The sequence below is a fragment of the Devosia sp. P2_G7 genome (assembly GCF_056403495.1).
This window is the reverse complement of record NZ_JBFUFI010000009.1, coordinates 191,936-214,432: the sequence shown is the minus strand read 5'-3', so window position 1 is coordinate 214,432 and position 22,497 is coordinate 191,936. Positions and strand designations below refer to the sequence as shown.

Annotated in this window: 24 protein-coding genes and 1 riboswitch; of the genes, 8 read left to right on the top strand and 16 right to left on the bottom strand. The window is 65.8% G+C overall.

What is annotated here, in order from left to right:
- From AC1DWU_RS16080 to AC1DWU_RS16060, 5 genes are all read right to left on the bottom strand, one after another.
- On the bottom strand, nt 1–2,387 hold a 2,387-nt coding region (locus AC1DWU_RS16080), incomplete at its 3' end, for a cobaltochelatase subunit CobN (protein WP_477151013.1).
- Complete coding sequence (cobW, locus tag AC1DWU_RS16075; protein ID WP_477151012.1) at nt 2,387–3,448, bottom strand: cobalamin biosynthesis protein CobW; 1,062 nt, start codon at nt 3,446–3,448, stop codon at nt 2,387–2,389. The genes AC1DWU_RS16080 and cobW, both read right to left, overlap by 1 nt.
- Nucleotides 3,445–4,209 carry a CbtA family protein gene (locus AC1DWU_RS16070; protein ID WP_477151011.1) on the bottom strand — a complete coding sequence of 255 codons (765 nt, stop codon included), beginning with the start codon at nt 4,207–4,209 and terminating at the stop codon, nt 3,445–3,447. Before AC1DWU_RS16070 ends, cobW begins: the two co-directional genes overlap by 4 nt.
- 24 nt (nt 4,210–4,233) lie before the next feature.
- Nucleotides 4,234–4,416, bottom strand: a complete 183-nt coding sequence (locus AC1DWU_RS16065; RefSeq protein WP_477151010.1) for a CbtB domain-containing protein — start codon at nt 4,414–4,416, stop codon at nt 4,234–4,236.
- A 35-nt stretch (nt 4,417–4,451) separates the two neighbouring features.
- A riboswitch (cobalamin riboswitch) is annotated at nt 4,452–4,672 on the bottom strand.
- 19 nt (nt 4,673–4,691) lie between these two features.
- A complete protein-coding gene (locus tag AC1DWU_RS16060) occupies nt 4,692–5,291 on the bottom strand; it encodes a hypothetical protein (protein WP_477151009.1) in 600 nt (199 codons plus the stop codon).
- 120 nt (nt 5,292–5,411) lie between these two features.
- Here AC1DWU_RS16060 and AC1DWU_RS16055 point away from each other — a divergent pair, with 120 nt between their 5' ends.
- The gene (locus AC1DWU_RS16055; protein WP_477151008.1) at nt 5,412–5,768 is read left to right on the top strand and encodes a DMT family protein; all 357 of its coding nucleotides are present in this window, start codon (nt 5,412–5,414) and stop codon (nt 5,766–5,768) included.
- Here AC1DWU_RS16055 and AC1DWU_RS16050 read toward each other — a convergent pair.
- Complete coding sequence (locus AC1DWU_RS16050) at nt 5,743–6,651, bottom strand: NAD(P)/FAD-dependent oxidoreductase (RefSeq protein ID WP_477151007.1); 909 nt, start codon at nt 6,649–6,651, stop codon at nt 5,743–5,745. The two genes, AC1DWU_RS16055 and AC1DWU_RS16050, sit on opposite strands and share 26 nt — an antisense overlap.
- A gap of 68 nt (nt 6,652–6,719) precedes the next feature.
- A complete protein-coding gene (locus AC1DWU_RS16045) occupies nt 6,720–7,652 on the bottom strand; it encodes a zinc ABC transporter substrate-binding protein (protein ID WP_477151006.1) in 933 nt (310 codons plus the stop codon).
- A 119-nt stretch (nt 7,653–7,771) separates the two neighbouring features.
- Here AC1DWU_RS16045 and AC1DWU_RS16040 point away from each other — a divergent pair, with 119 nt between their 5' ends.
- The 3 genes from AC1DWU_RS16040 to AC1DWU_RS16030 are packed head-to-tail and all read left to right on the top strand — an operon-like array spanning nt 7,772 to nt 9,830.
- Complete coding sequence (locus tag AC1DWU_RS16040) at nt 7,772–8,587, top strand: ATP-binding cassette domain-containing protein (protein ID WP_477151016.1); 816 nt, start codon at nt 7,772–7,774, stop codon at nt 8,585–8,587.
- Nucleotides 8,547–9,389, top strand: a complete 843-nt coding sequence (locus AC1DWU_RS16035; protein WP_477151005.1) for a metal ABC transporter permease — start codon at nt 8,547–8,549, stop codon at nt 9,387–9,389. Before AC1DWU_RS16040 ends, AC1DWU_RS16035 begins: the two co-directional genes overlap by 41 nt.
- Before the next feature lie 3 nt (nt 9,390–9,392).
- Nucleotides 9,393–9,830 carry a Fur family transcriptional regulator gene (locus AC1DWU_RS16030; RefSeq protein ID WP_477151004.1) on the top strand — a complete coding sequence of 146 codons (438 nt, stop codon included), beginning with the start codon at nt 9,393–9,395 and terminating at the stop codon, nt 9,828–9,830.
- 3 nt (nt 9,831–9,833) lie between these two features.
- Here the strand turns inward: AC1DWU_RS16030 and AC1DWU_RS16025 are convergent, their stop codons facing one another.
- Nucleotides 9,834–12,062 carry a putative bifunctional diguanylate cyclase/phosphodiesterase gene (locus AC1DWU_RS16025; RefSeq protein ID WP_477151003.1) on the bottom strand — a complete coding sequence of 743 codons (2,229 nt, stop codon included), beginning with the start codon at nt 12,060–12,062 and terminating at the stop codon, nt 9,834–9,836.
- Nucleotides 12,063–12,249: 187 nt separating this feature from the next.
- Here AC1DWU_RS16025 and AC1DWU_RS16020 point away from each other — a divergent pair, with 187 nt between their 5' ends.
- Complete coding sequence (locus tag AC1DWU_RS16020) at nt 12,250–12,690, top strand: ester cyclase (RefSeq protein WP_477151002.1); 441 nt, start codon at nt 12,250–12,252, stop codon at nt 12,688–12,690.
- 117 nt (nt 12,691–12,807) lie between these two features.
- Here the strand turns inward: AC1DWU_RS16020 and AC1DWU_RS16015 are convergent, their stop codons facing one another.
- From AC1DWU_RS16015 to AC1DWU_RS15995, 5 genes are read right to left on the bottom strand one after another with little or no spacing between them, the layout of a single operon-like run.
- Nucleotides 12,808–13,644: a dipeptide ABC transporter ATP-binding protein gene (locus AC1DWU_RS16015; protein ID WP_477151001.1), complete on the bottom strand. Its 837-nt coding sequence runs from the start codon at nt 13,642–13,644 to the stop codon at nt 12,808–12,810.
- On the bottom strand, nt 13,644–14,480 hold the full coding sequence (locus AC1DWU_RS16010; RefSeq protein WP_477151000.1) for an ABC transporter ATP-binding protein: 837 nt from the start codon (nt 14,478–14,480) through the stop codon (nt 13,644–13,646). Before AC1DWU_RS16010 ends, AC1DWU_RS16015 begins: the two co-directional genes overlap by 1 nt.
- A gap of 4 nt (nt 14,481–14,484) precedes the next feature.
- Nucleotides 14,485–15,387: an ABC transporter permease subunit gene (locus AC1DWU_RS16005; protein ID WP_477150999.1), complete on the bottom strand. Its 903-nt coding sequence runs from the start codon at nt 15,385–15,387 to the stop codon at nt 14,485–14,487.
- Nucleotides 15,387–16,394 (bottom strand): ABC transporter permease subunit, encoded by a 1,008-nt coding sequence (locus tag AC1DWU_RS16000; protein ID WP_477150998.1) that lies wholly within the window; start codon nt 16,392–16,394, stop codon nt 15,387–15,389. The genes AC1DWU_RS16005 and AC1DWU_RS16000 overlap by 1 nt, the downstream gene beginning before the upstream one ends.
- Before the next feature lie 57 nt (nt 16,395–16,451).
- Nucleotides 16,452–18,059 (bottom strand): ABC transporter substrate-binding protein, encoded by a 1,608-nt coding sequence (locus AC1DWU_RS15995; protein WP_477150997.1) that lies wholly within the window; start codon nt 18,057–18,059, stop codon nt 16,452–16,454.
- 279 nt (nt 18,060–18,338) lie between these two features.
- Here AC1DWU_RS15995 and AC1DWU_RS15990 point away from each other — a divergent pair, with 279 nt between their 5' ends.
- From AC1DWU_RS15990 to AC1DWU_RS15980, 3 genes are all read left to right on the top strand, one after another.
- Entirely contained in the window at nt 18,339–18,728 is a 390-nt protein-coding gene (locus tag AC1DWU_RS15990) for a VOC family protein (RefSeq protein WP_477150996.1), read from the top strand.
- A 93-nt stretch (nt 18,729–18,821) separates the two neighbouring features.
- Nucleotides 18,822–19,748 (top strand): aldo/keto reductase, encoded by a 927-nt coding sequence (locus AC1DWU_RS15985; RefSeq protein WP_477150995.1) that lies wholly within the window; start codon nt 18,822–18,824, stop codon nt 19,746–19,748.
- The gene (locus AC1DWU_RS15980) at nt 19,745–20,251 is read left to right on the top strand and encodes a hypothetical protein (RefSeq protein ID WP_477150994.1); all 507 of its coding nucleotides are present in this window, start codon (nt 19,745–19,747) and stop codon (nt 20,249–20,251) included. The genes AC1DWU_RS15985 and AC1DWU_RS15980 overlap by 4 nt, the downstream gene beginning before the upstream one ends.
- Here the strand turns inward: AC1DWU_RS15980 and AC1DWU_RS15975 are convergent.
- From AC1DWU_RS15975 to AC1DWU_RS15965, 3 genes are all read right to left on the bottom strand, one after another.
- Nucleotides 20,236–20,964, bottom strand: coding sequence for an SDR family NAD(P)-dependent oxidoreductase (locus AC1DWU_RS15975; RefSeq protein WP_477150993.1), 729 nt, complete (start codon nt 20,962–20,964; stop codon nt 20,236–20,238). The genes AC1DWU_RS15980 and AC1DWU_RS15975 overlap by 16 nt on opposite strands.
- Entirely contained in the window at nt 20,961–21,458 is a 498-nt protein-coding gene (locus AC1DWU_RS15970; protein WP_477150992.1) for a 2,4'-dihydroxyacetophenone dioxygenase family protein, read from the bottom strand. Before AC1DWU_RS15970 ends, AC1DWU_RS15975 begins: the two co-directional genes overlap by 4 nt.
- An 84-nt stretch (nt 21,459–21,542) precedes the next feature.
- Entirely contained in the window at nt 21,543–22,481 is a 939-nt protein-coding gene (locus tag AC1DWU_RS15965) for a Gfo/Idh/MocA family protein (RefSeq protein WP_477150991.1), read from the bottom strand.
- Nucleotides 22,482–22,497: the final 16 nt, after the last annotated feature.

Below are 22,497 nucleotides of genomic sequence, written 5' to 3'. Positions count from 1 at the left end.
CCCTCCACCAGCTTCGCTGGTCCCCCTCCCCCGCCCCGCGGGGGAGGATCAAGGAGAGATCGGGGGCCGGTCCAGGGGGTGCCAAGATCGGCGGTTAGCGGATCGAAGGCGAGTTTCAGGTCGTCGGCCAGGGCGCGGATGAGGGAGGCTTCGCCGGGGGTGTCGCCGCGGGGGACGCGGGCGAGGGCGACGATGAGGTCGCGCTCGAGGCGGCCGGTGGGGGACTGGCCGAAAATGTGGAGGCCGTCGCGGATCTGGGCTTCCTTCAGGTCGCAGAGGAAGGTGTCGATGCGTTTGAGCGTTTCGAACTCGTCGGGGACGAGGCCGATGTCGCGATCGAGGCGCGCGTCGCGGGTGAAATCGAGGATGCGTTTGCGCAGGCCGGCGAGGCGGCGGCGGTCCATGCCGGAGGCGGCGTAGTACTCGTCCAGCAGGGCTTCGAGGTCCTTGAGGGGACCGTAGGTTTCGGCGCGGGTGAGCGGCGGGACCAGGTGATCGATGATCACGGCGCCGGTGCGGCGCTTAGCCTGCGTGCCCTCGCCGGGGTCGTTGACGATGAACGGATAGAGCTGTGGGAGTTCGGCCCAGAGGGTGGTGGGATAGCTCGCCGCATCGAGGGCGGTGGCCTTGCCGGGGAGCCACTCGAGGTTGCCGTGCTTGCCATTGTGGAGAAGCGCGTGGGCGGCGAACTCGTGGCGCAGCCAGAGATAGGCGGCAAGGTAGCCGTGCGGCGGTACGAGATCGGGATCGTGGTAGCTGGCGGTTTCGTCGAGGTGGTAGCCGCGGGCGGGCTGGACGAGGATGGCGACGCTGCCGAAGCGGAGGGCGGGGAGGTGGAAATTGTCACCGCGGACGAAGGGATCGGCTTCGGGAGCGCCCCAGCGGGTGGTGACTTCGGACTGGATTTTGGCCGGGAGCGTGGCGAAGAGCTCGCGATAGCGATTCACGGGAAACGGGATGCCGGTGCCGCGGTCGGGGTGGGCGTTGGTGGGCCCGGATTGGAGGAGGTCGATGAGGGTGTTACCGCCGGCCGGGAGATCGAGCGTGGGGCCCCCCCCCACCCTCTCCCTCCCCCGCGAGGGGGCAGGTGACCCGACTGAGAAGCCGGCGGTTTCCAGCGCCTTCAAAATCTCCACTGTCGATTGGGGGGCGTCGTAGCCGACGCCGTTGGCGAGGCGGCCGTCGCGGATGGGGTAGTTGGCGAGGATGAGGGCGACGCGGCGATGTTCGCGCGGGGTGGTGCGGAGAGTGGTCCAGTTCTTCGCCAGCGTGACGGCGCGGCGAATGCCGTCGGGGTCTGGAGCGTAGGCAGAAAGCGGGCATTGGGTGCGGGCGTGCCAGACGGCGTCGTGCTTGTGGCCGACCAGCAGCATGCCGATGCGGCCGTCGAGTTCGGGCAGGACGACCTGCATGGCGAGGTCTTTCGCCGTGAGGCCCTGAATATCGGCGGCCCATTGGGGTTCCGGACGGCCGCCCTGCAGCAGCTGGATCACGGGGGCGTCGATGCCGGCGAAGGGGTTCTGCTTGTCGTCGAGGCCATCGAGCCCGAGGGCGAAGCCGGTGAGGTTGAGGATGGCGCTGGGTGGGTAGGCCGCGAACGCGGACTGAACGAAGCGGATGCAGGCGGCTTCCTTCAGCGTCGAGACGACGATGGGGACCGGGTTGAGCGATTGGGCTTCGAGTTCTGCGATCAGGGCTTCGAGGGTGGCGGTGCCGGCGCCTTCGAGGGCGGCGCGGTAGAAGAGGAGGGGGATGTTCGGGTTGGCCGAGGCGGGGAGCGCGTCGACCATGCCGTGGGCGGGGTGCCAGAGGCCGAAGCGGTGGAAGGGTTTGGGGGCTGAACTGTTGGGTTCGAGCGTGGGGCTCCCCCCACCCTTGATCCCTCCCCGCGAGGGGGAGGGAGACGACTGCGCTAGCTGTGCGAAAGCCGCGAGGAGTGCGTCGGCGTTTTCGGGGCCGCCGGCGGTGAAGAGGGTGTGGAGTCTGGTCCAGTCATCGGGGTGGATGGTGGAGCGCTGCTGCAGGATCGGGTCGGGGTTGGCGTCGCCGGGGAGGAGGGCCAGCTGGATCTTGCCGCTGAGGGCGAGGGCGGTGAGTTCGTCGACGCCGTATTGCCAGTAGGCCGGGCCGCCGAGGAGGCGGACGACGACCAGTTTGGCGTGCTGCACCGTCTGGTCGAGCCACAGGTCGACGGAGAGGTTGTGGCTGAGGCGCAGGAGGTTGGCGAGGCGCAGGTCTGCGGTGCCGGAGCGATCGGCCGCGGCGGCAAGCATCATCAGCTCGCTGTCGGCGGCCGAGGCGAAGATGAGCGCAGCGGGCGTTTGGGCGAGGTCGATGGCCTCGCCCTCCTGCTGCAGGGCACCTGCCTGGGCCGCTAAGAGGTGCATCAGGCGGCGGCCGCCACCGCCTGCTGGAGGCTTGCGGTGATGGCGGCGTGATCGAGCGGCGACTCGCCGATCACCACCAGGGCGGTCTGGCGGGCTTCGCCCGGCTTCCACGGTCGGTCGAAATAGGCGGAGACGCGCGGGCCGACGGCCTGGATGGCGAGGCGAGCCGGGGCGCCGGGCAGAGCCGCGAAGCCCTTTAGGCGGAGCACGTCGTGGGCGCGGATGGTCTGCTCGATGGTTTCGAGCAAGTGGTCCTTGCTGGTGACGCCGTCGAGGGTGACCGAGAACGAGTCGAAGTCGTCGTGCTCGTGGCCCTCGCCGCCGTGCTCGAGCTCGTGGTGGCTCTCGCGGCCGGCGAGATTGTCCTCGGTCGAAAGACCCATGCCGAGCAGGGCCGCGACATCGACATGGCCGTTGCGGGCGCGGACGATGCCGGTGCCCGGGCGCATTTCGGCGCGGAGGTGGGTCTCGATGGTGTCGAGATTGGCGTCGGTGACCAGATCGGCCTTGTTGAGGATGATCAGGTCGGCGGCGACAAGCTGATCCTCGAACAATTCGCCGAGCGGGGTTTCGTGGTCGAGCATGGCGTCGGCGGAGCGGAGCGCATCGACGGCCGCCTCGTCATTGGCGAAACGGCCTTCGGCGAGCGCCGCGGCGTCGGCGACGGTGACGATGCCGTCGATGGTGACCTCGGACTTGATCTCGGGCCAGTTGAAGGCGCGGATCAGCGGCTGCGGCAAAGCGAGGCCGGAGGTCTCGATGACGATGTGGTCAGGGCGATCCGGCCGTTCGAGCAGCGCCTGCATGGTGGGGATGAACTCGTCGGCGACGGTGCAGCAGATGCAGCCGTTGCTGAGCTCGATCATGTCCTCCTCGCGGCAGGTCTCGTCACCGCAGCCGGCGAGGATTTCCTTGTCGACGCCGAGCTCACCGAACTCGTTGATGATCAGCGCGATGCGCTTGCCCTTGGCGTGGGCGAGCAGGTGCCGGACGAGCGTGGTCTTGCCGGCGCCGAGGAAGCCAGTGATGATGGTGACGGGAATCTTTTCGGTCGAGCTCATGCGTGGGCACCCTTCAGGGCAAAGGCGGGGGACTTAGCGAAGCGCTCGTTGAGCCAGCCAAGCAGCGGGCCGACGGTCAGCCAGAACAGCGCGCCGGTGGCGAGGGTGGCGGCGGCGAAGCTGGTGGCGAGGTTGGCGGGCACGGTGGTGGCGTGTTCGCCTGCGAGCTGGGGGGCGCCGATGACGTGCGGGGCGAGGATCAGCGCGGCGGCGATAACGATGCCGGTCCAGTTGCGGAGCTTGGCGATGGCCAGCATGCCGGCGCCGGTGGCGATGGCGGTGCCGACCCACCAGACCTGGCGGGCAACGAGATCGGCGGCGGGCATGCCAGGGAGTTCGGGCGGCAGGCCGAAGGCCGGGGCGAGCTGCAGCGCGACGAAGCCGCCGAGGCCCCAGATCACTCCGTTGCGGGCGGTGATCTCGATGCCGGAGAGGACAGAGACGGCAGCGAGGAGGAAGGCGAAGCCGATGCAGCCGAGGAGGTTGGCGAGCACTGTGTAAAAGATGCGCTCAGCCCCATCCTGAGGAGCCCAGGCGTCTTCGTCGTGCTCGTGGGCGGGGGCGGCTTCCTCGTGCGAGTGCGCCGGGGTGGCGGCGTCGTGGGTGTGTTCGGCGGCAGCCTCGGCAGGAGCGGCGTTTTCATAGACCTCGGCGGCGAGGATCAGCGGCGCGACGCGCCACTGCTGGACGGCGCTCATGGCCAAGCCAGCTGCGAGTCCAGCAAGGACCGCAGCGAAGAAGATTCGCTGGAAGAGTTTCATCGATGTCTCGTTTGCTTGACGGCGTCAGTGGCAGGGAAAGCCGAGCGAATGACGCGTGTCGTGCGCGCCATTATGGATGGCCATGTCGCTGGCAAAGCCGACGCCGCCGACGAGGACGAAGCCGATAAACAATGCCAGCACACCTGCGATGACGCGCTGCGAGACAGAGAGACTGGCGACGGACGCCGTCTGGACCTGAGTATTCATATGCCTGCACCCTCCGTGCGGATGAAATGGGGGGAGTCCCCGGTTGCACGCTGGCAGGTCTCCTGGCTCACGGGTCGTCGTGTTCTCCGGCCTTCCCGACACCTCGCGTGGCATCAGTGGCATAGTCGGAGGGCACTCGCCGCTTACAGTTGCGGGGGCAGCCACGGATTTGGTCCCTGATGGGTACGCCGCACCGTGTTCCCTTTTGATCCCCTCGCCCGAACGGGTCCGAGGAACCAACGTGGGCTATCGTTACGCCGCGGGAGGGGTCGCGGTCAATCTTCGGCCGCGGCGGAATCGGGATAGCCGACGGTGACCGTGTCGACGCGCGCATCGACCTTTTCGAGCAGCGGCTCGGTGGACGAGATCTGCATATCGCCGGAGATGGCATCGACGTTGAGGTCGGCCGGGTAGTCGCCGACGGCGAAGCGGGCCGAGACAATGCAGCCATCTGCAGGAGGTGCGAGCTTGCCGCCCTCGAAGATGGCAGCGCCGCCGTAATCCCAGAAGAAGCCGAACATCTGGAACGGCCCGCCATTCAGCGCTTCGACTTCCTTGACCGTGAGGCCCTGCTTCAGGCCGCCCGGCGCAGTGTCACCGGGCGGGACGGTGAAATAGGCGACGCGCTCGTGCTTTTCCTCGTCCCACCAGCCGAACTCGATGGTCTTGGCGGGATCGTTCGGAAAGACCGTGGTGGCGAGTACGGTGGAGCCTTCGGGACCGGGGACGTCGCCGGTCACTACGTTATCCTTGCCGAAGGTCTCGATCAGACGTGCTTCGGAGCTGTCGCCGGCGAATGGGCCGTCGCAGGCGATGTCGGCGGCCATGGCTGGAGCGGCGAGCAGCAGCAGCGGGAACAGCATGAGGGAGCGCATGGTCGACCTCCGTTTGATCCGTCGATTCTAGCGGACCGCGTTGAGTCTGGGCAGGCCTTGCGGCGGAAGCTGGGCGCGGCGATCAATGGGCTGACCCCAATTGATTCGCGCAGGTGCCCGATGCCCTTCACCTTCCAGACGGTGATGCCGATCCTGTTACTGATCGGCTCCAACGTTTTCATGACCGTCGCCTGGTACGGGCACCTGAAATTCCCCAGCATGGCGATGTGGGTCGCCGTGATGGTGAGCTGGGGTATCGCACTGGTCGAATACTGGCTGGCCGTCCCCGCCAACCGTATCGGCTATGGCGCCTATACGGCGGCGGAGCTGAAGACCATCCAGGAGGTGATCAGCCTCACGGTGTTCGCCGGCTTTGCGGTGTTCGTGCTTGGTGAGAAGCTGACCTGGAATCACGCCGTCGGATTTCTGCTGATCTTTGCCGGAGCGTTCTTCATTTTCCGGGGACCGTTGAAGTAGCTAGCAGCGACTGGTGGGCGAAAGCGCCTGCCCCTGCCCCATCAGCGACGGCGAAGCTGATGTTGTGCATCGGGCGCGCGGCGTCGCCTGCGGCATAGACGCCGGGGATCGAGGTCTGCTGCGTGTGATCGACGACGAAGAAATCGCCGACTGCGCCGGCCTTGGTCTCGCAGCCGAGCTCGACGCCGAGGTTAGTGGAGAAGCTGATCGGGGCGTGGACGAAGATCGCCGCGAGCGGCACTGGGCCCGCAGTGGTGACCACCGCGTTCAGCATGCCGTCGTCGTGGTCGAAACGGACCACCGCTTCCTCGACCAGTTTCACTCGCATATCGGCCAATGCGGCCTGTACCGTCGGATCGACGGGGGTGCCGTTGGCGAACAGCGTCAGATCGTTGGTCCACTCGGAAAAGAAGCGGGCGAGGTGCAGGATGTCGCCTTCGCGGAGCAATAGTCCGAGCGGCCGGTCGGCGACTTCGTAGCCGTGGCAATAGGGGCAATGCAGCGCGCTCTTGCCCCAGCATGCGGCCATGCCGGGGATCGTATCGACGCTGTCGGTAACACCGTGGGCGAGGATCAGGCGGCGGGCCGTGAGCTGTTCGCCGGAGGCGAGCTCAAGCGAAAAGCCGTCGTCGACGGCGCTTGCCGAGATCGCCTCGGCGGTGCGGCGTTCGATGGTCTTGTAGGTGTCGAGCTGGCGGCGGGCCTCGGCGAGCAGTTCACCAGGAGCGGCGCCATCGCGCGACAGGAAGCCGTGCGAGTGGGCGGCGAAACGGTTGCGCGGCTTGCCGGTATCGAGCACCAACACCCTGCGGCGGGCGCGACCGAGCTGCGTGGCGGCGGCAAGGCCGGCAAAGCCGCCGCCGATGATGATGACGTCGTACATGGGACGATCCTGTTGGTACGGAGAATGGCAGCGGCGGCGAGACGTTCCCCGCCGGTGCTTCTTCGGCGCTACTGCGCGAGGCAGGACTTGAGGTTGGTGGCGAGGTTCTCGATCAACTGGCGGTAGAGGCCGGGGCCCTCGTCGAGATTGGCGCCCTCGGGGTCGAGCACGCCCTGCTTGGCGGTGGTGCCTTCGGTGAGGACGTTGACGATCCGCGGGTCGAACTGCGGCTCGGCGAAGACGCAGGCGGCGTCGAGGGTCTTGAGCTTGTTGCGGATCTCGTTGATGCGATCGGCGCCGGGAGAGACCTCGGGGCTGACTGTGATCGAGCCCGCGACGTTGAGGCCAAAGCGGTTCTCGAAATACTGGTAAGCGTCGTGGAAGACGACGAAGGGGCGGTCCTTGATGGGCGCAAGGCTGGCCTCGGTTTCGGCGATCAGCGCGTCGAGATCCGCGGCCTCTTTCGCGGCATTGGCGCGGTACGTGTCGGCATGCTCGGGATCGGCGGCGACGAGGCTGTCGGCGATGGCGGTGACCATCACCTTGGCGTTGGCCGGATCGAGGAAGAAGTGCATGTCGGCTTCTTCGCCGTGACCATGATCCTCGGCCGCGTGCGCATGATCGCCGTCGGCATGCTCCTCGAATGTGCCGCTCTCGCGGGGCGGCAGCAGCTCGATGCCGGGGGCTTGGCTGAGCTCGACGATGGTGGCGTGGGGGGCGAGCGTGGCGATCGAGTCCTCGAGGAAAAGCTCGAGGCCATGGCCGGTCCAGAACACCAGGCTGGCCGATTGCAGGGCCTGCGCGTCGGAAGGCTTGAGGCTGTAGGTGTGGGGCGAGGCGGCCCCCTTGACGATCAGCGCGGGGGTGCCGAGATCACCCATTACCGCCGCGACGAGCGCGTGAAGCGGCTTCACCGTGGCCACCACGTTCGGCACTTCGGCGAGTGCCATGGGTGACCAGCTGAGCGCCGCGACGAGCGCCAGGAGGAACGGTTTCTGCATCGGAAGACCCCTGTTGGATACGCAGTTCAAAGGCGCGATATGTTATGACATTACGCTTTCGATGTGTTACGCTATAACGTAATGGTAGAACGTCAGCAAGAGACGGAAACGTGAATTTCATGGATGCGCGGAGCGGGCACGAGGTGCTGGTGGATGTGGCCGGTGCCGGGGTCAGGCGCGACGGGCGCTGGCTGGTCGAGGGCGTGGACCTGACGATCCGGCGGCGCGAGATCGTGACGCTGATCGGGCCCAACGGCTCGGGCAAATCGACGACGGCGAAGCTGGTCACCGGGGTGTTGAAGGCGGATGCCGGGACGGTGTCGCGGCAGTCGGGACTGCGGATCGGCTACGTGCCGCAGAAGCTCTCGATCGACTGGACCATGCCGCTGACGGTGCGGCGGCTGATGACGCTGACCGGGAGCTATCCCCGCGAGGAGATCGACGCGGCGCTCAAGGCGACGGGGGTGGCGCACCTCGCCAATGCCGAGGTGCAGCATCTGTCCGGCGGCGAATTCCAGCGCACGTTGCTGGCGCGGGCAATGATCCGCAAGCCCGATCTGCTGGTGCTCGACGAGCCGGTGCAGGGGGTGGATTTCTCGGGCGAGGCGGCGATCTACGACCTGATCGGGCAGATCCGCGACCAGACCGGCTGCGGCATCCTGCTGATCAGCCACGACCTGCATGTGGTGATGGCGGCGACCGATACGGTGATCTGCCTCAACGGCCATGTGTGCTGCCGCGGCACGCCGGAATCGGTGGCCAACAGCCCGGAATATCTCAGCCTGTTCGGGGCTCGCGCTGCGACGGCGCTGGCGGTGTATCAGCACCATCACGACCATACGCACCTGCCGGACGGGCGGGTGCAGGAGGCGGATGGGCGGATCGTCGAGGCGCATGAGCATGTGCACGAGCATGAGGGGCACGACCATGCTTGACGACTTCTTCGCCCGCGCGCTGATCGCCGGGATCGCGCTGTCGCTGGTGACGGGGCCGCTCGGCTGCTTCATCGTTTGGCGGCGGATGTCGTATTTCGGCGATACCATGGCGCACTCGGCGCTGCTGGGCGTGGCGCTGAGCTTCCTGTTCGACATCAACCTGACGTTGGGGGTGTTCGTGGTGGCGGTGGCAGTGGCGGCGGCTCTGCTGCTGCTGCAGCGGCGCAACGCGCTTTCCACCGATGCGCTGCTCGGCATTCTCAGTCATTCGACGCTGGCCATCGGATTGGTGATGGTGGCGTTCATGAGCTGGATCCGGGTCGACCTGATGGGCTTCCTGTTCGGCGATATCCTCGCGGTATCGGTGACCGACATCGCGGTGATCATCATTGGTGGCGTGGTCATCCTGGCGCTGCTGGTGGGCATGTGGCGGCCGCTGCTGGCGGCGACGGTGAATGCCGAAGTGGCGGAGGCCGAAGGCATGCGGCCCGAAGTGACGCGGGTGATCCTGATGCTGCTGCTGGCCTGCGTGATTGCCATCGCGATGAAGATCGTCGGTGTGCTGCTGATCACGGCGCTGCTGATCATTCCAGCGGCGACGGCGCGCCGGTTGAGCTCGACGCCGGAGCAGATGGCGGTGATCTCGGCGGTGATCGGGGCGCTGGCGGTGGCCGGTGGGCTGTTCGGCTCGCTGCGTTTCGATACGCCGAGCGGACCGTCGATCGTCGTCGCGGCGCTTTGCCTGTTCCTCATTTCCATCGCGCTGCCGGTGCAGCTCTGGCGCGCCAGACGGGAGGCCTGAGCCATGGCCCATAGCCACGAAGCCCACCACCACGAACGGCCGCGCGACCTGACGCGCAACCAGGAATTGGTGCTGACGACACTCAACCATGCCGACGCGCCGCTCTCGGCCTATGACATTCTCGACCGGCTGCGCGACGATGGGCTGCGGGCCCCGCTGCAGGTGTATCGGGCGCTGGAGAAGCTGATCGAGCACGGGCTGGCGCACCGCCTGGAGTCGCTCAATGCGTTCGTGTGCTGTGCGGATGCCAATTGCCACGGGCGCAGCAGCGGCACGGCGGCGTTTGCCATCTGCTCGAATTGCGGACGGGTGGACGAGTTCGCGGATCCGGAGGTGACGGCGCGGCTCGCGGCTTGGGCCGGAGAAACCGGGTTTGCGCTGGAGCGGACGACGATCGAGCTGCGCGGTCGCTGCGCCGATTGCCGGAAAGCAGCTGCCTGAAGACTAGCTCGCCTCGCGTAGGGCCTGCTCACCCTGCAGCAGCCGCTCGAGCTGTGCCAGACGCAGCGGGCGGGCGAACAGGTAGCCCTGGAACTCGCGGCAACCGAGGCGCGACAGCAGCGCGGCCTCTTCGCGCCGCTCGACGCCTTCCGCAGTGACGGCGAGGTTCATGGCGAAGGCGTAGATCATGGTGGACTCGACCAGGGCGGCTTGCACCGGATCGCTGTCGATGTCGGCAACCAGAGAGCGGTCGAGCTTCACGCGATCGAAGCGGAACTGCTTCAGGTAGCCGATCGAGGAGTAGCCGGTACCGAAATCGTCGAGGGCAATGATGATGCCTGAGCCGCGCAGCTGCTCGATGAGCTGGATGGCGCGGTCGGGGTGGGAGACGAGGAAGGACTCGGTCACTTCGAGCTGCAGGCGAGTTGCGGCGACGCCCCACTCCTCCAGCGTCGAAAAGACGATCTGTGGCAGCGTTGGGTTGCGGAGCTGCGCCGGCGAGACGTTGACCGAGATCTTGAGATCACCGAGCGGGCCGATCTCCTCGATGGCGCGGCGCAGCGCGAACATGCCGAGATCATCGATCAGGCCCGATGCTTCGGCGGCCGGAATGAACTCGCCCGGCCCCATCGGGCCAGCGGCGCGGCGGTTCCAACGCATCAGCGCTTCGACGCCGAGGATGGTCTGGGTCCGGAAATCGATGATCGGCTGGTACTCGAGGTCGAACTCGCCGGCCTCGAGGCCACGCCGGATATCGGCCTGCAGCTCGATGCGGCGGCGGCGTTGGTCCTCGATGGCCGGATCGTATTCGACGGTGTGGTTGCCGCCGGTTTCGCGGGCCCGCACCATGGCCGTCTCGGCCATCCGGATCACCGAGCCAACGTTGTCACGTGTGGTGGGCGCCGCGACGATGCCGATGCTGAGGCCGATCTTCAGCTTCAGATCGCCGACCGGCACGGGGTCGCCGGCCTTGGCCAGGATGCTCTCGGCAAAGCTGCGGATGAGGGGGAGCGCGTCGTCGCCGAAACGGGCGAGCGTTATCTCGGCCGGGCCGGTCCGGGCCATGATCGCCTGACCGCCGCTGACGGCCTCGAAGCGCTTGGCGAGCGCGAGCAGCAGTTGGTTGGAGGCTTCGCGACCATAGAGACCGACCACGTCGATGAGCCCCTCGACATAGATCTGGGCGATGGCCAAAGGCAGCTCGCCGCGCTTTTTGGGGATGAGGCTCGCGAGATACTCTTCGGCTCCGAACCAGTTACGCAGCCTTGTGGTGCTGTCGTAGCGCGCGTTGTACCAGTCGCGCTCATCGGACACGGCGCGCTGTTTGATCGAATGGCGGAAGGCGGCAAGCACCACGAAGATCAGGACGCCGATGATCAGCATCACCAGCACGGCCACCGTCGCGGTGTGGGCGAAGGCCGGATCGCCCGGGCGGCGGGGCGGCCAGTCGATGGTGGCGATGGCGGCACCGGCGGCATCGGTGAGGGCCATCGAGTCGTGGCCGGGCTGCGGCACTTCGACGAGGCGCGGCAGCGGTAGCTGGAAGCGGGTGGCAACGTCGCGCAGCATGATGTCGTCGAGCTGGCGGGCGAGCCACAATACCCGCCGCTGATCGCGCGGGATGCTCGCCTGGCCCGAATTGCCGTGCACCACGGCGCCGGCCAGCGCCACTGCTCCCCGCTCGTTGCGCGACAGGTGGGCGACGGTAGCGTCGTCGCCGGATTTGGCGATGCCCGATTCGAGCTGTTCGATCAGTTGTGGAGCGCCGCTGAATAGGTCGCTCAGCTTGCCTTTGACCGGGCCGCGACTAGTCTCCCCGAAGACGATGTTGCCGCTGACATCGGTGAGGATGGCGGTGTCGTAGGTGTCGGAAATCCGGGCTGTGGCGCCCCACACAGAGTCGAGCCAGGCCGGATTGGGCTCGATGTAGGTGTTGATGTACGCCTCGGTCCACGTCGCCTCGTCGGCAGTGCTTTCGGCAAGGCCCACCACCAGGGACTCGACGGCCGCGGCGATGGCGCTGTTGCCGCGATCGGAGTCGATGGCGTTCATCTCCTCGCTCATCAGGTGCATGGCGACGAAGACGAGGGCGCAGACGCCGAAATAGACGGCGACCGCGGGGAGCGCGATCCAGAGCGTGAAATTGAGCAGCGGCGATTTCGATCGCGCAGGTTTCTTGGCGCCGCGGGCGCTAGCGGCCAGTGCCAGGGTCCTTGTGGCAGCTTTCGGCAAGTAGAAACACCGGCGTAGGAAGCATCGTCGAAAACTAAGGGTCGCCACTTAACAGCGGCTTAAGCCGGCGCTGCGGGTACGCCTGTGTCCCTCCTGCTGCTGGTGGGGCCTGAGGCGCGGTGCTAGGCTCCGCCTGCGGCGCCACGTGAGGGGGCGCGTGGCGTTCACCCAGAACAGGGAGGATGCCATGACCAAGGACGAACTGAAACGGATCGACGACCAGGGCCTCGCGGCTTGGGACAAGCACGACGGCGCTGCCTTCGTGAACATGCTGGCGGACGACTTCGTCTGGTACGACTGGGCGACGCCCCAGCCAATCCGCGACAAACAGGCGGCCAAGGCCTTCTTCGACGCCTGGATGACCGCGTTTCCCGACCTGCACACGAGGCGCATCAACCAGGTCGTTGGCGACGACGCCGTGGCGAGCGAACTCGAGTTTGTCGGTACCAATACCGGCCCGATGAACATGGGTGGCCAATCGATCCCGCCGACGCAGAAGAAGGTCACCGGGCGCGGCGACTATTTCGCTCGCATCCGTGATGGCAAGATCGTCGAGTTCCGCACCCACTCGGACGTCGCTGGCTTGATGATGCAGATGGGCATGATGCCCAGCACGGCGACGCACTGAGGCGGTACCTCAGCCGTCGCCTCCCTCCCCCTTGAGGTTGGGAGGGAGGGAGGGAGCCGTTTCGTGATCCCCGATGGCCCCCACCCCGCCCCTCCCCTCTACGGGGAGGGGTGCAAGCTATGCCGTAGCGAGGGCGGCCTTTTTGGCGAGCCTTGCCTTGATGCTCTCGACGTCGGCGCGTGGCGTCGCGGCGAACAGGGCCTTGGTGTAGGGGTGCTCGGGATTGGCGAACAGTTTTTCGCGCGTGCCGGTTTCCACTGCCTCGCCGAGATACATCACCATCACCTCGTCGGCGATGTAGCGCACCACCGACAGGTCGTGGCTGATGAACACGTAGGTGAGGCCGAACTCATCCTGCAGGTCGGCGAGCAGGTTGAGGATTTGCGCCTGCACCGAGAGATCGAGCGCCGAAACCGGCTCGTCGAGCACCAGCAGCGAAGGCCGCATGATGATGGCGCGGGCGATGGCGATGCGCTGCCGCTGGCCGCCGGAGAACATGTGCGGATAGCGGTTGAAGTGCTCGGGGAGGAGGCCGACCTTGGTCAGCATCTCGAGCGCGAGGTCGCGGCGCTCGGCTGCCGGCATCTTGGTGTTGAGGAGCAAGGGCTCCATCAGCACGTTGCCGATCTTCTGGCGCGGGTTCAGCGACCCATAGGGGTTCTGGAAGACGATCTGCACCTTGCGGCGCATGGCGGCGGTGACGCCGGTCTTGCCGATATCGATGGTTTCACCGTCGATCAGCAGCTCGCCGGCGGTCTGGCGGTCGATCAGGGTGAGGATGCGCGCCAGCGTCGACTTGCCCGAGCCGGATTCGCCGACAATGGCGAGGGTCTTGCCCTGCTCGAGCTTGAAGCTGACGCCCTTCACCGCATGAACGGTGCGGCCACCCCCAAACAGCGTGCCGCCGATGTGGTAGTCGCGAACGAGGTTCCTGGCTTCGAGGACGGTGGCCATCAGACCGTCTCCTCGAAATTGACGCCGGAAATGGTGGGCAGGCGGTCGCCGGTGGCGTTCTCGGGCAGCGCCGCCAGTAGCGCGCGGGTGTAGGGGCTCTTGGGCGCGGTGAAGAGCTCGAGCACGCTCGCCTCCTCCATCTTCTTGCCCTTGTACTGCACGACGACGCGGTCGGCGGTTTCGGCGACGACGCCGATATTGTGGGTGATCATGATCAGGCCCATGCCGTGCTCGGCCTGGAGGCGCACCAACAGGTCGAGGATCTGCTTCTGGATGGTGACGTCGAGCGCTGTGGTCGGCTCGTCGGCGATCAGCAGCTTGGGGTTGCAGGCAATGGCCATGGCGATCATGACGCGCTGGTTCTGGCCGCCCGACATCTGATGCGGGTAGGACTTCAGCCGCTCCGCCGGGTTGGGGATGCCGACCTGGGCAAGCAGTTCGACGGCACGGGCGCGGCGTTGTGCCTTGTCCATGCCGAGGTGGAAGCGCAGTACTTCCTCGATCTGGAAGCCGACCGTGAAGCAGGGGTTCAGGCTGGTCATCGGCTCCTGGAAGATCATGGCAACGTCCTTGCCGATGATCTTGCGCTTGTCGGCCGGCGACATGGCGAGGAGGTCCTTGCCGTCGAAGCTCATCTTGTCGGCGGCGACGGTCGCGGTGGGCGGTAGGAGGCCCATGACAGCGAGCATGGCGACCGACTTGCCGGAACCGGACTCGCCGACAATTGCCAGCACTTCGCGGGCGTCGACATGCAGGTCGATGCCTTTGACGGCGTTGAACACGCCGACCGAGGTGTCGAAACTGACGGTGAGGTTTTTGACTTCGAGTAGGTGCATCGCCTCAGCTCCGCTTGAGCTTGGGATCGAGCGCATCGCGCAGGCCGTCGCCGACGAGGTTGATGGCGAGAACCGTGATCAGGATGGCGAGGCCGGGCATGGTGACGATCCACCAGGCGCTGGTGATGAACTCGCGAGCACGCGCGAGCATGGTGCCCCATTCCGGCGTCGGCGGCTGGGCGCCCATGCCGAGGAAGCCGAGCGCCGCCGCCTCAAGGATGGCGTTGGAGAAGCTCAGCGTCGCCTGGACGATCAGCGGCCCGAGGCAGTTGGGGAGGATGGTGATGAACATCAGGCGCAGGTGCCCTGCCCCGGCCACTTTGGCCGAGGTGACGTACTCGCGGCTTTTCTCCGACAGCACGGCAGCGCGGGTCAGGCGGGCGAAATGCGGTTGCAGCACCAGCGCGATGGCCAGCATTGCGTTGAACAGGCCGGGCCCGAGGATGGCGACCAGCACGAGGGCGAGCAGCAACGAGGGGAACGCGAGGATGATATCCATCACCCGCATGATCCCGGCATCGACCCAGCCGCGGAAATAGCCGGCGAGGAGGCCGAATGTCACGCCGGTGAACATGGCTAGGCTGACCACGAAGAAGCCGATGAACAGCGAGTAGCGGGAGCCGTGGATCAGGCGGGAGAGGATGTCGCGACCAACTTCGTCGGTGCCGAGGAAGAACTGCGGCTGCGTGCCGCCGGCCCAAGGCGGAGCCATGCGGATGAACTCACGGAACTGCTGGTCGGGCGTGAACGGCGCCAGGAGGGGCGCGAAGACGGCGACGAGGATCAGCAGCACGAAGACCAGGAGGCCGAGAACGGCGCCGTGGTTCATCGAGAAATAGTACCAGAACTCGCGCAGGCCGCTCATGCGGCGGACGGTGGCTGGAGCGACGGTGGTTTCAGCGGCCATCACTGCACCCTGATGCGTGGGTTGATGACAGCATAGAGGATGTCGACGATGAGGTTCACCGCCATGACGATCAACGCGATGAGCAACAGGCCCGACTGCACCGAGACGTAGTCGCGCTTAGAAATCGAGTCGATCATCCACTTGCCGATGCCCGGCCAGGAAAAGATCGTCTCGGTGAGGATGGCGCCGCCCATCAGCAGCCCGACCTGAAGGCCAATGGTGGTGACCACCGGGATCAGCGCGTTGCGGAAGGCATGGACCCCGACGACACGGCCGGGCTCGAGCCCCTTGGCGCGCGCGGTGCGCACATAGTCCTCGCCCAGCACTTCGAGCATGGCCGAGCGCGTCTGTCGCGCGATGACGGCGAGCGGGATGGTGCCGAGGACGATGGCGGGAAGGATGAGGTGGCGGAGCGCCGAAACGAACCCGGCGGGTTTACCGGCGATGAGGCTGTCGATCAGCATGAAGCCGGTGACGCGCGGGAAGAAGAAGCTGACGGCGATGCGGCCCGAAACCGGGGTCCAGCCGAGATAGCCGGAAAAGAAGATGATGAGCAGCAGGCCCCACCAGAAGATCGGCATCGAATAGCCGGTGAGCGCCACGCCCATGGTGATCTGGTCGAACCATGAGCCGCGCTTGATGGCGGCAAAGATGCCGGCGGGGATGCCGAGGGCGACGGCGATCAGCATGGCGAACAGCGCCAGCTCGACCGTTGCCGGGAATAGCGTCATGAACTCCTCGATCACCGGGCGCTTGGTGGCGAGCGAGATGCCGAAATTGCCCTGCAGGATGCCGCCCACGTAGTTGAAATACTGCTGCCAGATCGGCAGGTCGTAGCCGTACTGGTGCTTGAGTATCTCGTAGCGTTCGGGGGTGACGCCGTACTGGCTGGCCATCGCGAGGATGGGATCGCCGGGGAGCAGGCGGATGAAGGCAAACGACGCAATGGTGATGCCGATGATGGTCGGCACGATCAGGGCGAGTTTCTGGAGGATGAATCGCAGCATTGGGTACGCCAAGGGGCGGCGCCGGTGATGGCGCCGCCCCTTGAACTCTATCTCTAATTATTCGGTCACGTCGACATTGTCGAAGCGGTGAATGCCAAGCGGATCCATGGTGTAACCCAGGACGCGCTTGTTCATCGGCATGAAGACCTTGGAGTGGGCGATGGTCATCGCCGGCTCTTCGGCTTTGAAGATTTCCTGGGCCTTGGTGTAGAGGGCCGTACGCTCGGCCTGGTCGGAAACCTTCTTGGCGTCCTGGATGGCCTTCTCGAAGTCGTCGTTGCACCAGCTCGAGTAGTTGGACACGCCAATGGCCGAGCAGGAGAACAGGGTCGCGAAGAAGTTGTCCGGATCGCCGTTGTCGCCGGTCCAGCCGATCTGGAACGCACCCGGGCGGTCCGGCTTCTTGCCGCGCTCGCGATACTCGGTCCACTCATAGGTGACGATGTTGGCAGTGACGCCGACAGCGGCCCAGTCAGCCTGGATCAGTTCAGCAACGCGCTGCGCGTTCGGGTTGTACGGACGCGACACCGGCATGGCCCAGAGGTCCAGGGTCAGACCCGACACCCCGGCATCAGCCAGCATCTTCTTGGCCGCTTCCGGATCGTAGGCTGTGTCGACGATCTTGTCGTCATAGGACCACATGGTCGGCGGGATCAGGTTCTTGGCCACCTGGCCAGCGCCTTCATAGACCGCGTCGACGATCGCCGTCTTGTTGATGGCCATCGACAGCGCCTTGCGGACGTTGGCGTTGTCCATCGGGGCAATCGTCGTGTTGTACGACATGTAGCCGATGTTGAGGCCTTCCTGCTCCAGCACCTGGAGGTTGGCATCATCCTGCAGGCCAGCCACGTCGGCCGGGGCGGGATAGCTCATGATGTCGCATTCACCGGCCTTGAGCTTCTGCGCACGCACCGCGGGATCAGTAGTGATGGCGAAGATCAGGTCGTCGATCGCCACCTTGCCGCGCCAGTAGTCGGCGAAGGCCTGGTAACGGATGACAGCGTCGGTCTGGTAGTCGACGAACACGAAGGCGCCTGTGCCGACCGGCTTGTTGGAGAAGTCGGCGAGAGCGGCCGGGTCGTTCTTGGCCAGCAGCTGGTCGGCGTACTCCTTCGACACGATCGAGGCGAAGTCCATGCCGAGGTTCGCGATCATGGGAGCGTTGGGCTCGTTGAGCGTGATCACGACGGTAAGGTCGTCAGCGCCCTTTTCGACCGACTTCAGGAACTTGGGCATGTCCATGCCCTGGAAATAGTCCCACGAGATGCCCTCCAGGTACTTGTTCCACGGATTGTCTTCCTTCCACTGGCGCTCGAGCGAGAAAATCACGTCGTCGGCAGTGAGGTCGCGAGTGGGGGTGAAGTACGGGGTGGTGTGGAACTTCACGCCGGGACGGAGGTGGAAGGTGTACACGAGCCCGTCGGCAGAAACCTCCCAGCTCTCGGCGAGGCCCGGAATGACGGCGGTGCCGCCATGCTCGAACTCGACGAGGCGATCATAAATGGCGCGCGACGAGGCGTCGAAGTCGTTACCACCGGTCGTCGGACCGGGGTCGAAGTGCGCCGGCGAAGCTTCCGAGCAGAATACGAGCTGCTTGGCATAGACGCTGCCGCCCATCACCGCGACAAGCGCAGTAGCGGCGAGCAGGGTTTTCATCAAATGCATGATGGTTGTCTCCCGAAAAGCATTGCGCCCCGGCGTTCAACGGCAAGGAGTCCCTCGTGCCGGCCGGAGCTTGGCGCGCAACAAAGCGCTTTTTCTTCCGCCACGCAATGGCCCAGTTTGACCGGTTGGTCAAAGCACCGTCATGGAGAAAGCGATTCCGCAAACTGCGGGATCGCCGCAAACCTGAGTTTTTCGGCAGGTAAATCGGTTGCGCGGCGGAGATCGATCCCACAACCGGGCGATTGACGATTGTGGCCAGGCACCGCAAATGATCGTCGCATGACTCAATCGATCGCCACAATCGCCCTCGTCGTCGCCGACTACGACGATGCCATCGCCTTCTACTGCGGGAAGCTGGGATTCGCGCTGCTCGCCGACACCGACATGGGCGGTGGCAAGCGATGGGTGGCCGTGGCGCCGGCCGGTGGTGGGGCCAAGCTGTTGTTGGCCAAGGCCGATGGCGTGGAGCAGGCCGCCCATGTCGGCAACCAGACCGGCGGGCGGGTGGGCTTCTTTCTCGAGACGGACGACTTTGCGCGCGACCATGCGGCGTATGTCGAGCGTGGAGTGAAGTTCCACGAGGCGCCTCGGCATGAGGTCTATGGCTCGGTAGCGGTGTTCGAGGATCTCTACGGAAACAAGTGGGACCTGATCCAGCCGAAGGGCTGAGGCGGATCGGCGTTCCATCGCTTGTCGCCGATGGATGGCAGGGCTAGGCTCGCGCTCCTTCCTGCCTGTCCTTCGCACATATTGGAGATCATCATGAGCAAGCGCCGCCTTGGCCGCACAGAGCTTTTCATCGACCCGCTGGTTTTCGGCTGCAATGTGCTGGGCTGGACGCTGGAGGAGCAGGCCGCTTATCCGGTGCTGGATGCGTTCCTCGATGGCGGCTTTTCTGCGCTCGATACCGCCGACAGCTACGGCAAGGGCAAGTCCGAGACCATCATTGGCAACTGGATGAAGGCGCGCGGCAATCGCGACAAGGTGCTGGTGTTCACCAAGGTGGGTTCCGATATGGGCCAGGGGCACCGCGACCTCAGCGCCAAGTGGATCGAAGAAGAGGTGGATGCTTCGCTGAGGCGGCTGCAGACCGACTATATCGATCTCTACCAGACGCACTGGCCGGACCCGGAGACGCCGCAGGAGCAGACGCTGGCGGCGCTCGACAAGATCGTGAAGGCGGGAAAGGTCCGCTATATCGGCTCGTCCAACCAGGACACGGCGCTGCTGACGGAGGCCCTCGGCATCTCGAAGGCCAAGGGCTACGCGCGCTACGAAACCATCCAGAACGAGTTCAACCTCTACGATCGGGCGAAGTTCGAAGAGGTGCAGGCGACCTGCGTAGCCGAGGAGGTGTCGGGGATTGGCTATTTCAGCCTGGCTCGCGGGTTCCTCGCCGGCAAGTACCGCAGCGCCGCCGACGCGCAGAAGAGCCCGCGCGGCCAGACGGTGGTGGAGAAGTACCTCAACCCCAAGGGATTCCGGATCCTCGAGGCGCTCGACACGGTCAGCAAGCGGACCGGTGCACTGCCGGCCGAAGTCACGCTCGCGTGGATAGCGGCGCAGCCGGGCGTCGGAGCACCGATCGCTTCGGCAACTTCGGTGGAGCAGGTGCAAAGCCTGATGCGCGGCGCCAACCTGTCGCTGAGCGCGGCGGACATCAAGGAATTGACGGACGCCGGGAAGTGAAGATCAGCCTCATCTCGCTCTGGATCGCGGCCGCGCTGCTGGCCTCCCCTGCCCTGGCGCAGGAGGCCGGCTGGCACTACTCGCCGCTCGAGGGCGAGGGCGACCGGGCGGCGCTCGGTTGCGGGTTTGGGTCGACGCCGGCTGAATTCGCCTGCCTCGCGGTGCGCTGCGAGGACGATTTCGGGGTGGGGCTGCACATCTATACCAGTCGGCCGGGCGGCGACGCGGGGCGCTGGCGGATCGAGTTCGACAAGGAGAACAGCTACGAACTCGATGCCAAGCCGGATGCCTCGCCATACCATGCGCGCGTCGAAGGCGACGTGGCACCGGTGCTCGACGCGCTGAAGAATGGCGCGATCGCCTATCTCGATCCGAAAGCCGGACCTGAGGTGCCCAAGAATGGCATCTCGCTGGATGGTTCGCTCTACGTGATCAACCAGGCGCTGTATTTCTGCGCGCCGAAGGTGCCGGTGGAGGCATCAGCCGATCAGGCGACCAAGTAGCCGCCGTCGATCGGCAGGATCGCGCCGGTGATATAGCTGGCGAGCGGTGAGCAGAGGAACAGGGCGGCGGGCGCCAGGTCCGCCGGAGTGCCCCAGCGGCCGAGCGGGGTGCGGCCCATCAGTTCGGCGTTGCGGGCCTCGTTGGCCCGGGGGACGACGGTCATCGCCGTTTCGATCCAGCCGGGGGCGAGGGCGTTGACGCGGATCGCCTCCTTGGCGAAAGCGGTGGCCAGCGACTTGGTGAGACCGGCGACGGCGTGCTTCGAAGCGGCGTAGGCCGGGGCGTGCGGCGCGCCGAAGAACGAGAACATCGAGCCGATATTGAGGATGGCGCCGCCCGCGAGCTTTTCGCGGAGGGCATAGGCGGTGCGCATCGAGCCGTTGAGGTTGATGTCGATGACGGTTTCGAAGCCTTCGACGGTGTGCTCGGCGGCGCGGAGGTTGACGCCGGCGCAGTTGATGAGGGCGGCCACGCTGCCGAAGGTGGCGGCGTATTCGGCGACCTGTTCGGTATTGCGGACGTCAAGCTGGGTATAGCGGAAGCGCGGTTCGGCGGCGGCACCGGACTCGACCTCAGCCTGGGTGGCGCCGGTGACGTGGACGATGGCGCCGGCATCGGCGAAGGCGCGGGCGATGCCCTGGCCGATGCCGGAGGTGCCGCCGGTGATGACCACGGTCTTGTTGGCGTAGAACTCGCTGGCCCAGTGGCTCATCGCACGAACTGGTCCACGTAATCGGCGCCCAGTCCCACCTTGTCGTAGTGCTTCTTGCACATGTCGATCTTGGTGAAGACGTCCTCGAAGCCGACCTGCTTGTTGTCCTTATCGAGGTAGACCATGCAGCCGGAGATGTTGAAGAAGGTGATCATCTCCGGGGTGTCCTCGGGGACGGTCAGGGTGTGGATCTCGCCGGGCGGCTCGAACACGTAGGAGCCGGTTTCGGCGACCCAGTCGTGCTCGAGATAGTGCCAGCGGCCCTTGATGACGTAGCCATGCACGGGCTGCGGGTGGAGGTGGCGGCTGAGGATGCCGGCGCGGCGGACGCGCAGCAGGTTGCACCACTGGCCCTGTAAGGTGTTGAGGAACAGCGGCCGAAACCACACGCCTTTGGCCTGCGGCACCCAGACCCGCTCGTCCTCCGGGACGGCGGTGATGGCGATTTCCTTGGGCGCCATCGGGTGCGCCGAGCCGTTGAAGGTCTCGTACATGGGCGGGTCTCCTCCCCAACTGGTATGGTAGCTTAGGCGGCGCCAGCTAACGCTGCCAGTCGACCTACGTCTAGGGGCCCGCTCTTACCAGTGGAACTCTTCGACGTTCTCGCGGGCGCCGAGCAGGAAGGCGTCGCCCAGCAGGCGCAGGGGAGAGCCGTCCATCTCGGACTTGCCCTTCTTCAGCAGCTTGGCGAAGCGCTCGTAGATCGCCTCGTACTCCTCGGAGGGGTTGGCGACGGTTTCCTTGCCGTTGACCTTGAGCACGGTGCCGCCTCGTTCGAGCTTCAGCTGCGTGCCCTTGCGGGTCTCGATGGCGACGGTCCAGATCTCGCCCGACTCCTCGAGCCAGTTGAAGCCGGCGCTGAGCTTGGGCTGGTGCTTTTCGGCCGACTTGAAGACGATCTCGGCATCGACCGGAGTCTGGCGGTTGGCGGGGAATTTCAGCTTCGCACTTTCGACGAAAACCGGGAACGGCATGATCTTGGTGAAGATCGACATAGCGTTGATGCCGGGATCGCAGACGCCGAAGCCGCCGGGCTCCCACACCCATTCCTGGCCCGGGTGCCACTTGCGGACGCTCTCGCGCCAATCGATGCGGACCGAGGCGACGCCTTCATCCTTGAGGATGAGCTTCGCGGCATCGACGGCGGCGTTGTAGCGGGAGTGCCAGGTCTGGAAGAGCACCTTGCCCTTCTTCTCGCCATAGGTGACGAGGTCCTCGAACTCGGTGATGGTCGGGGTCGGCGGCTTTTCGAGCAGCACATCCATGCCGGCATCGATCGCCTCGCGGACCATGCCGTGGCGGACGCCCGGCGGCGTGCAGATGGCGACGAGCTTCACCTCGGGCATTGCCTTGTAGAATTCGGCCGGGGTCTTGAACACCGGCACGTCGCGATGGCCGAGGCCACGGGTCGAGACGCAGGCCGCGAGCTCGAAATCCGGGCTCTTGTCGATCACCGGCAGGTGCTGATCCTGCGCGATCTTGCCGACACCTATGACGGCGATCTTCTTTTTGGCCATTGCCGAAATGCTCCCT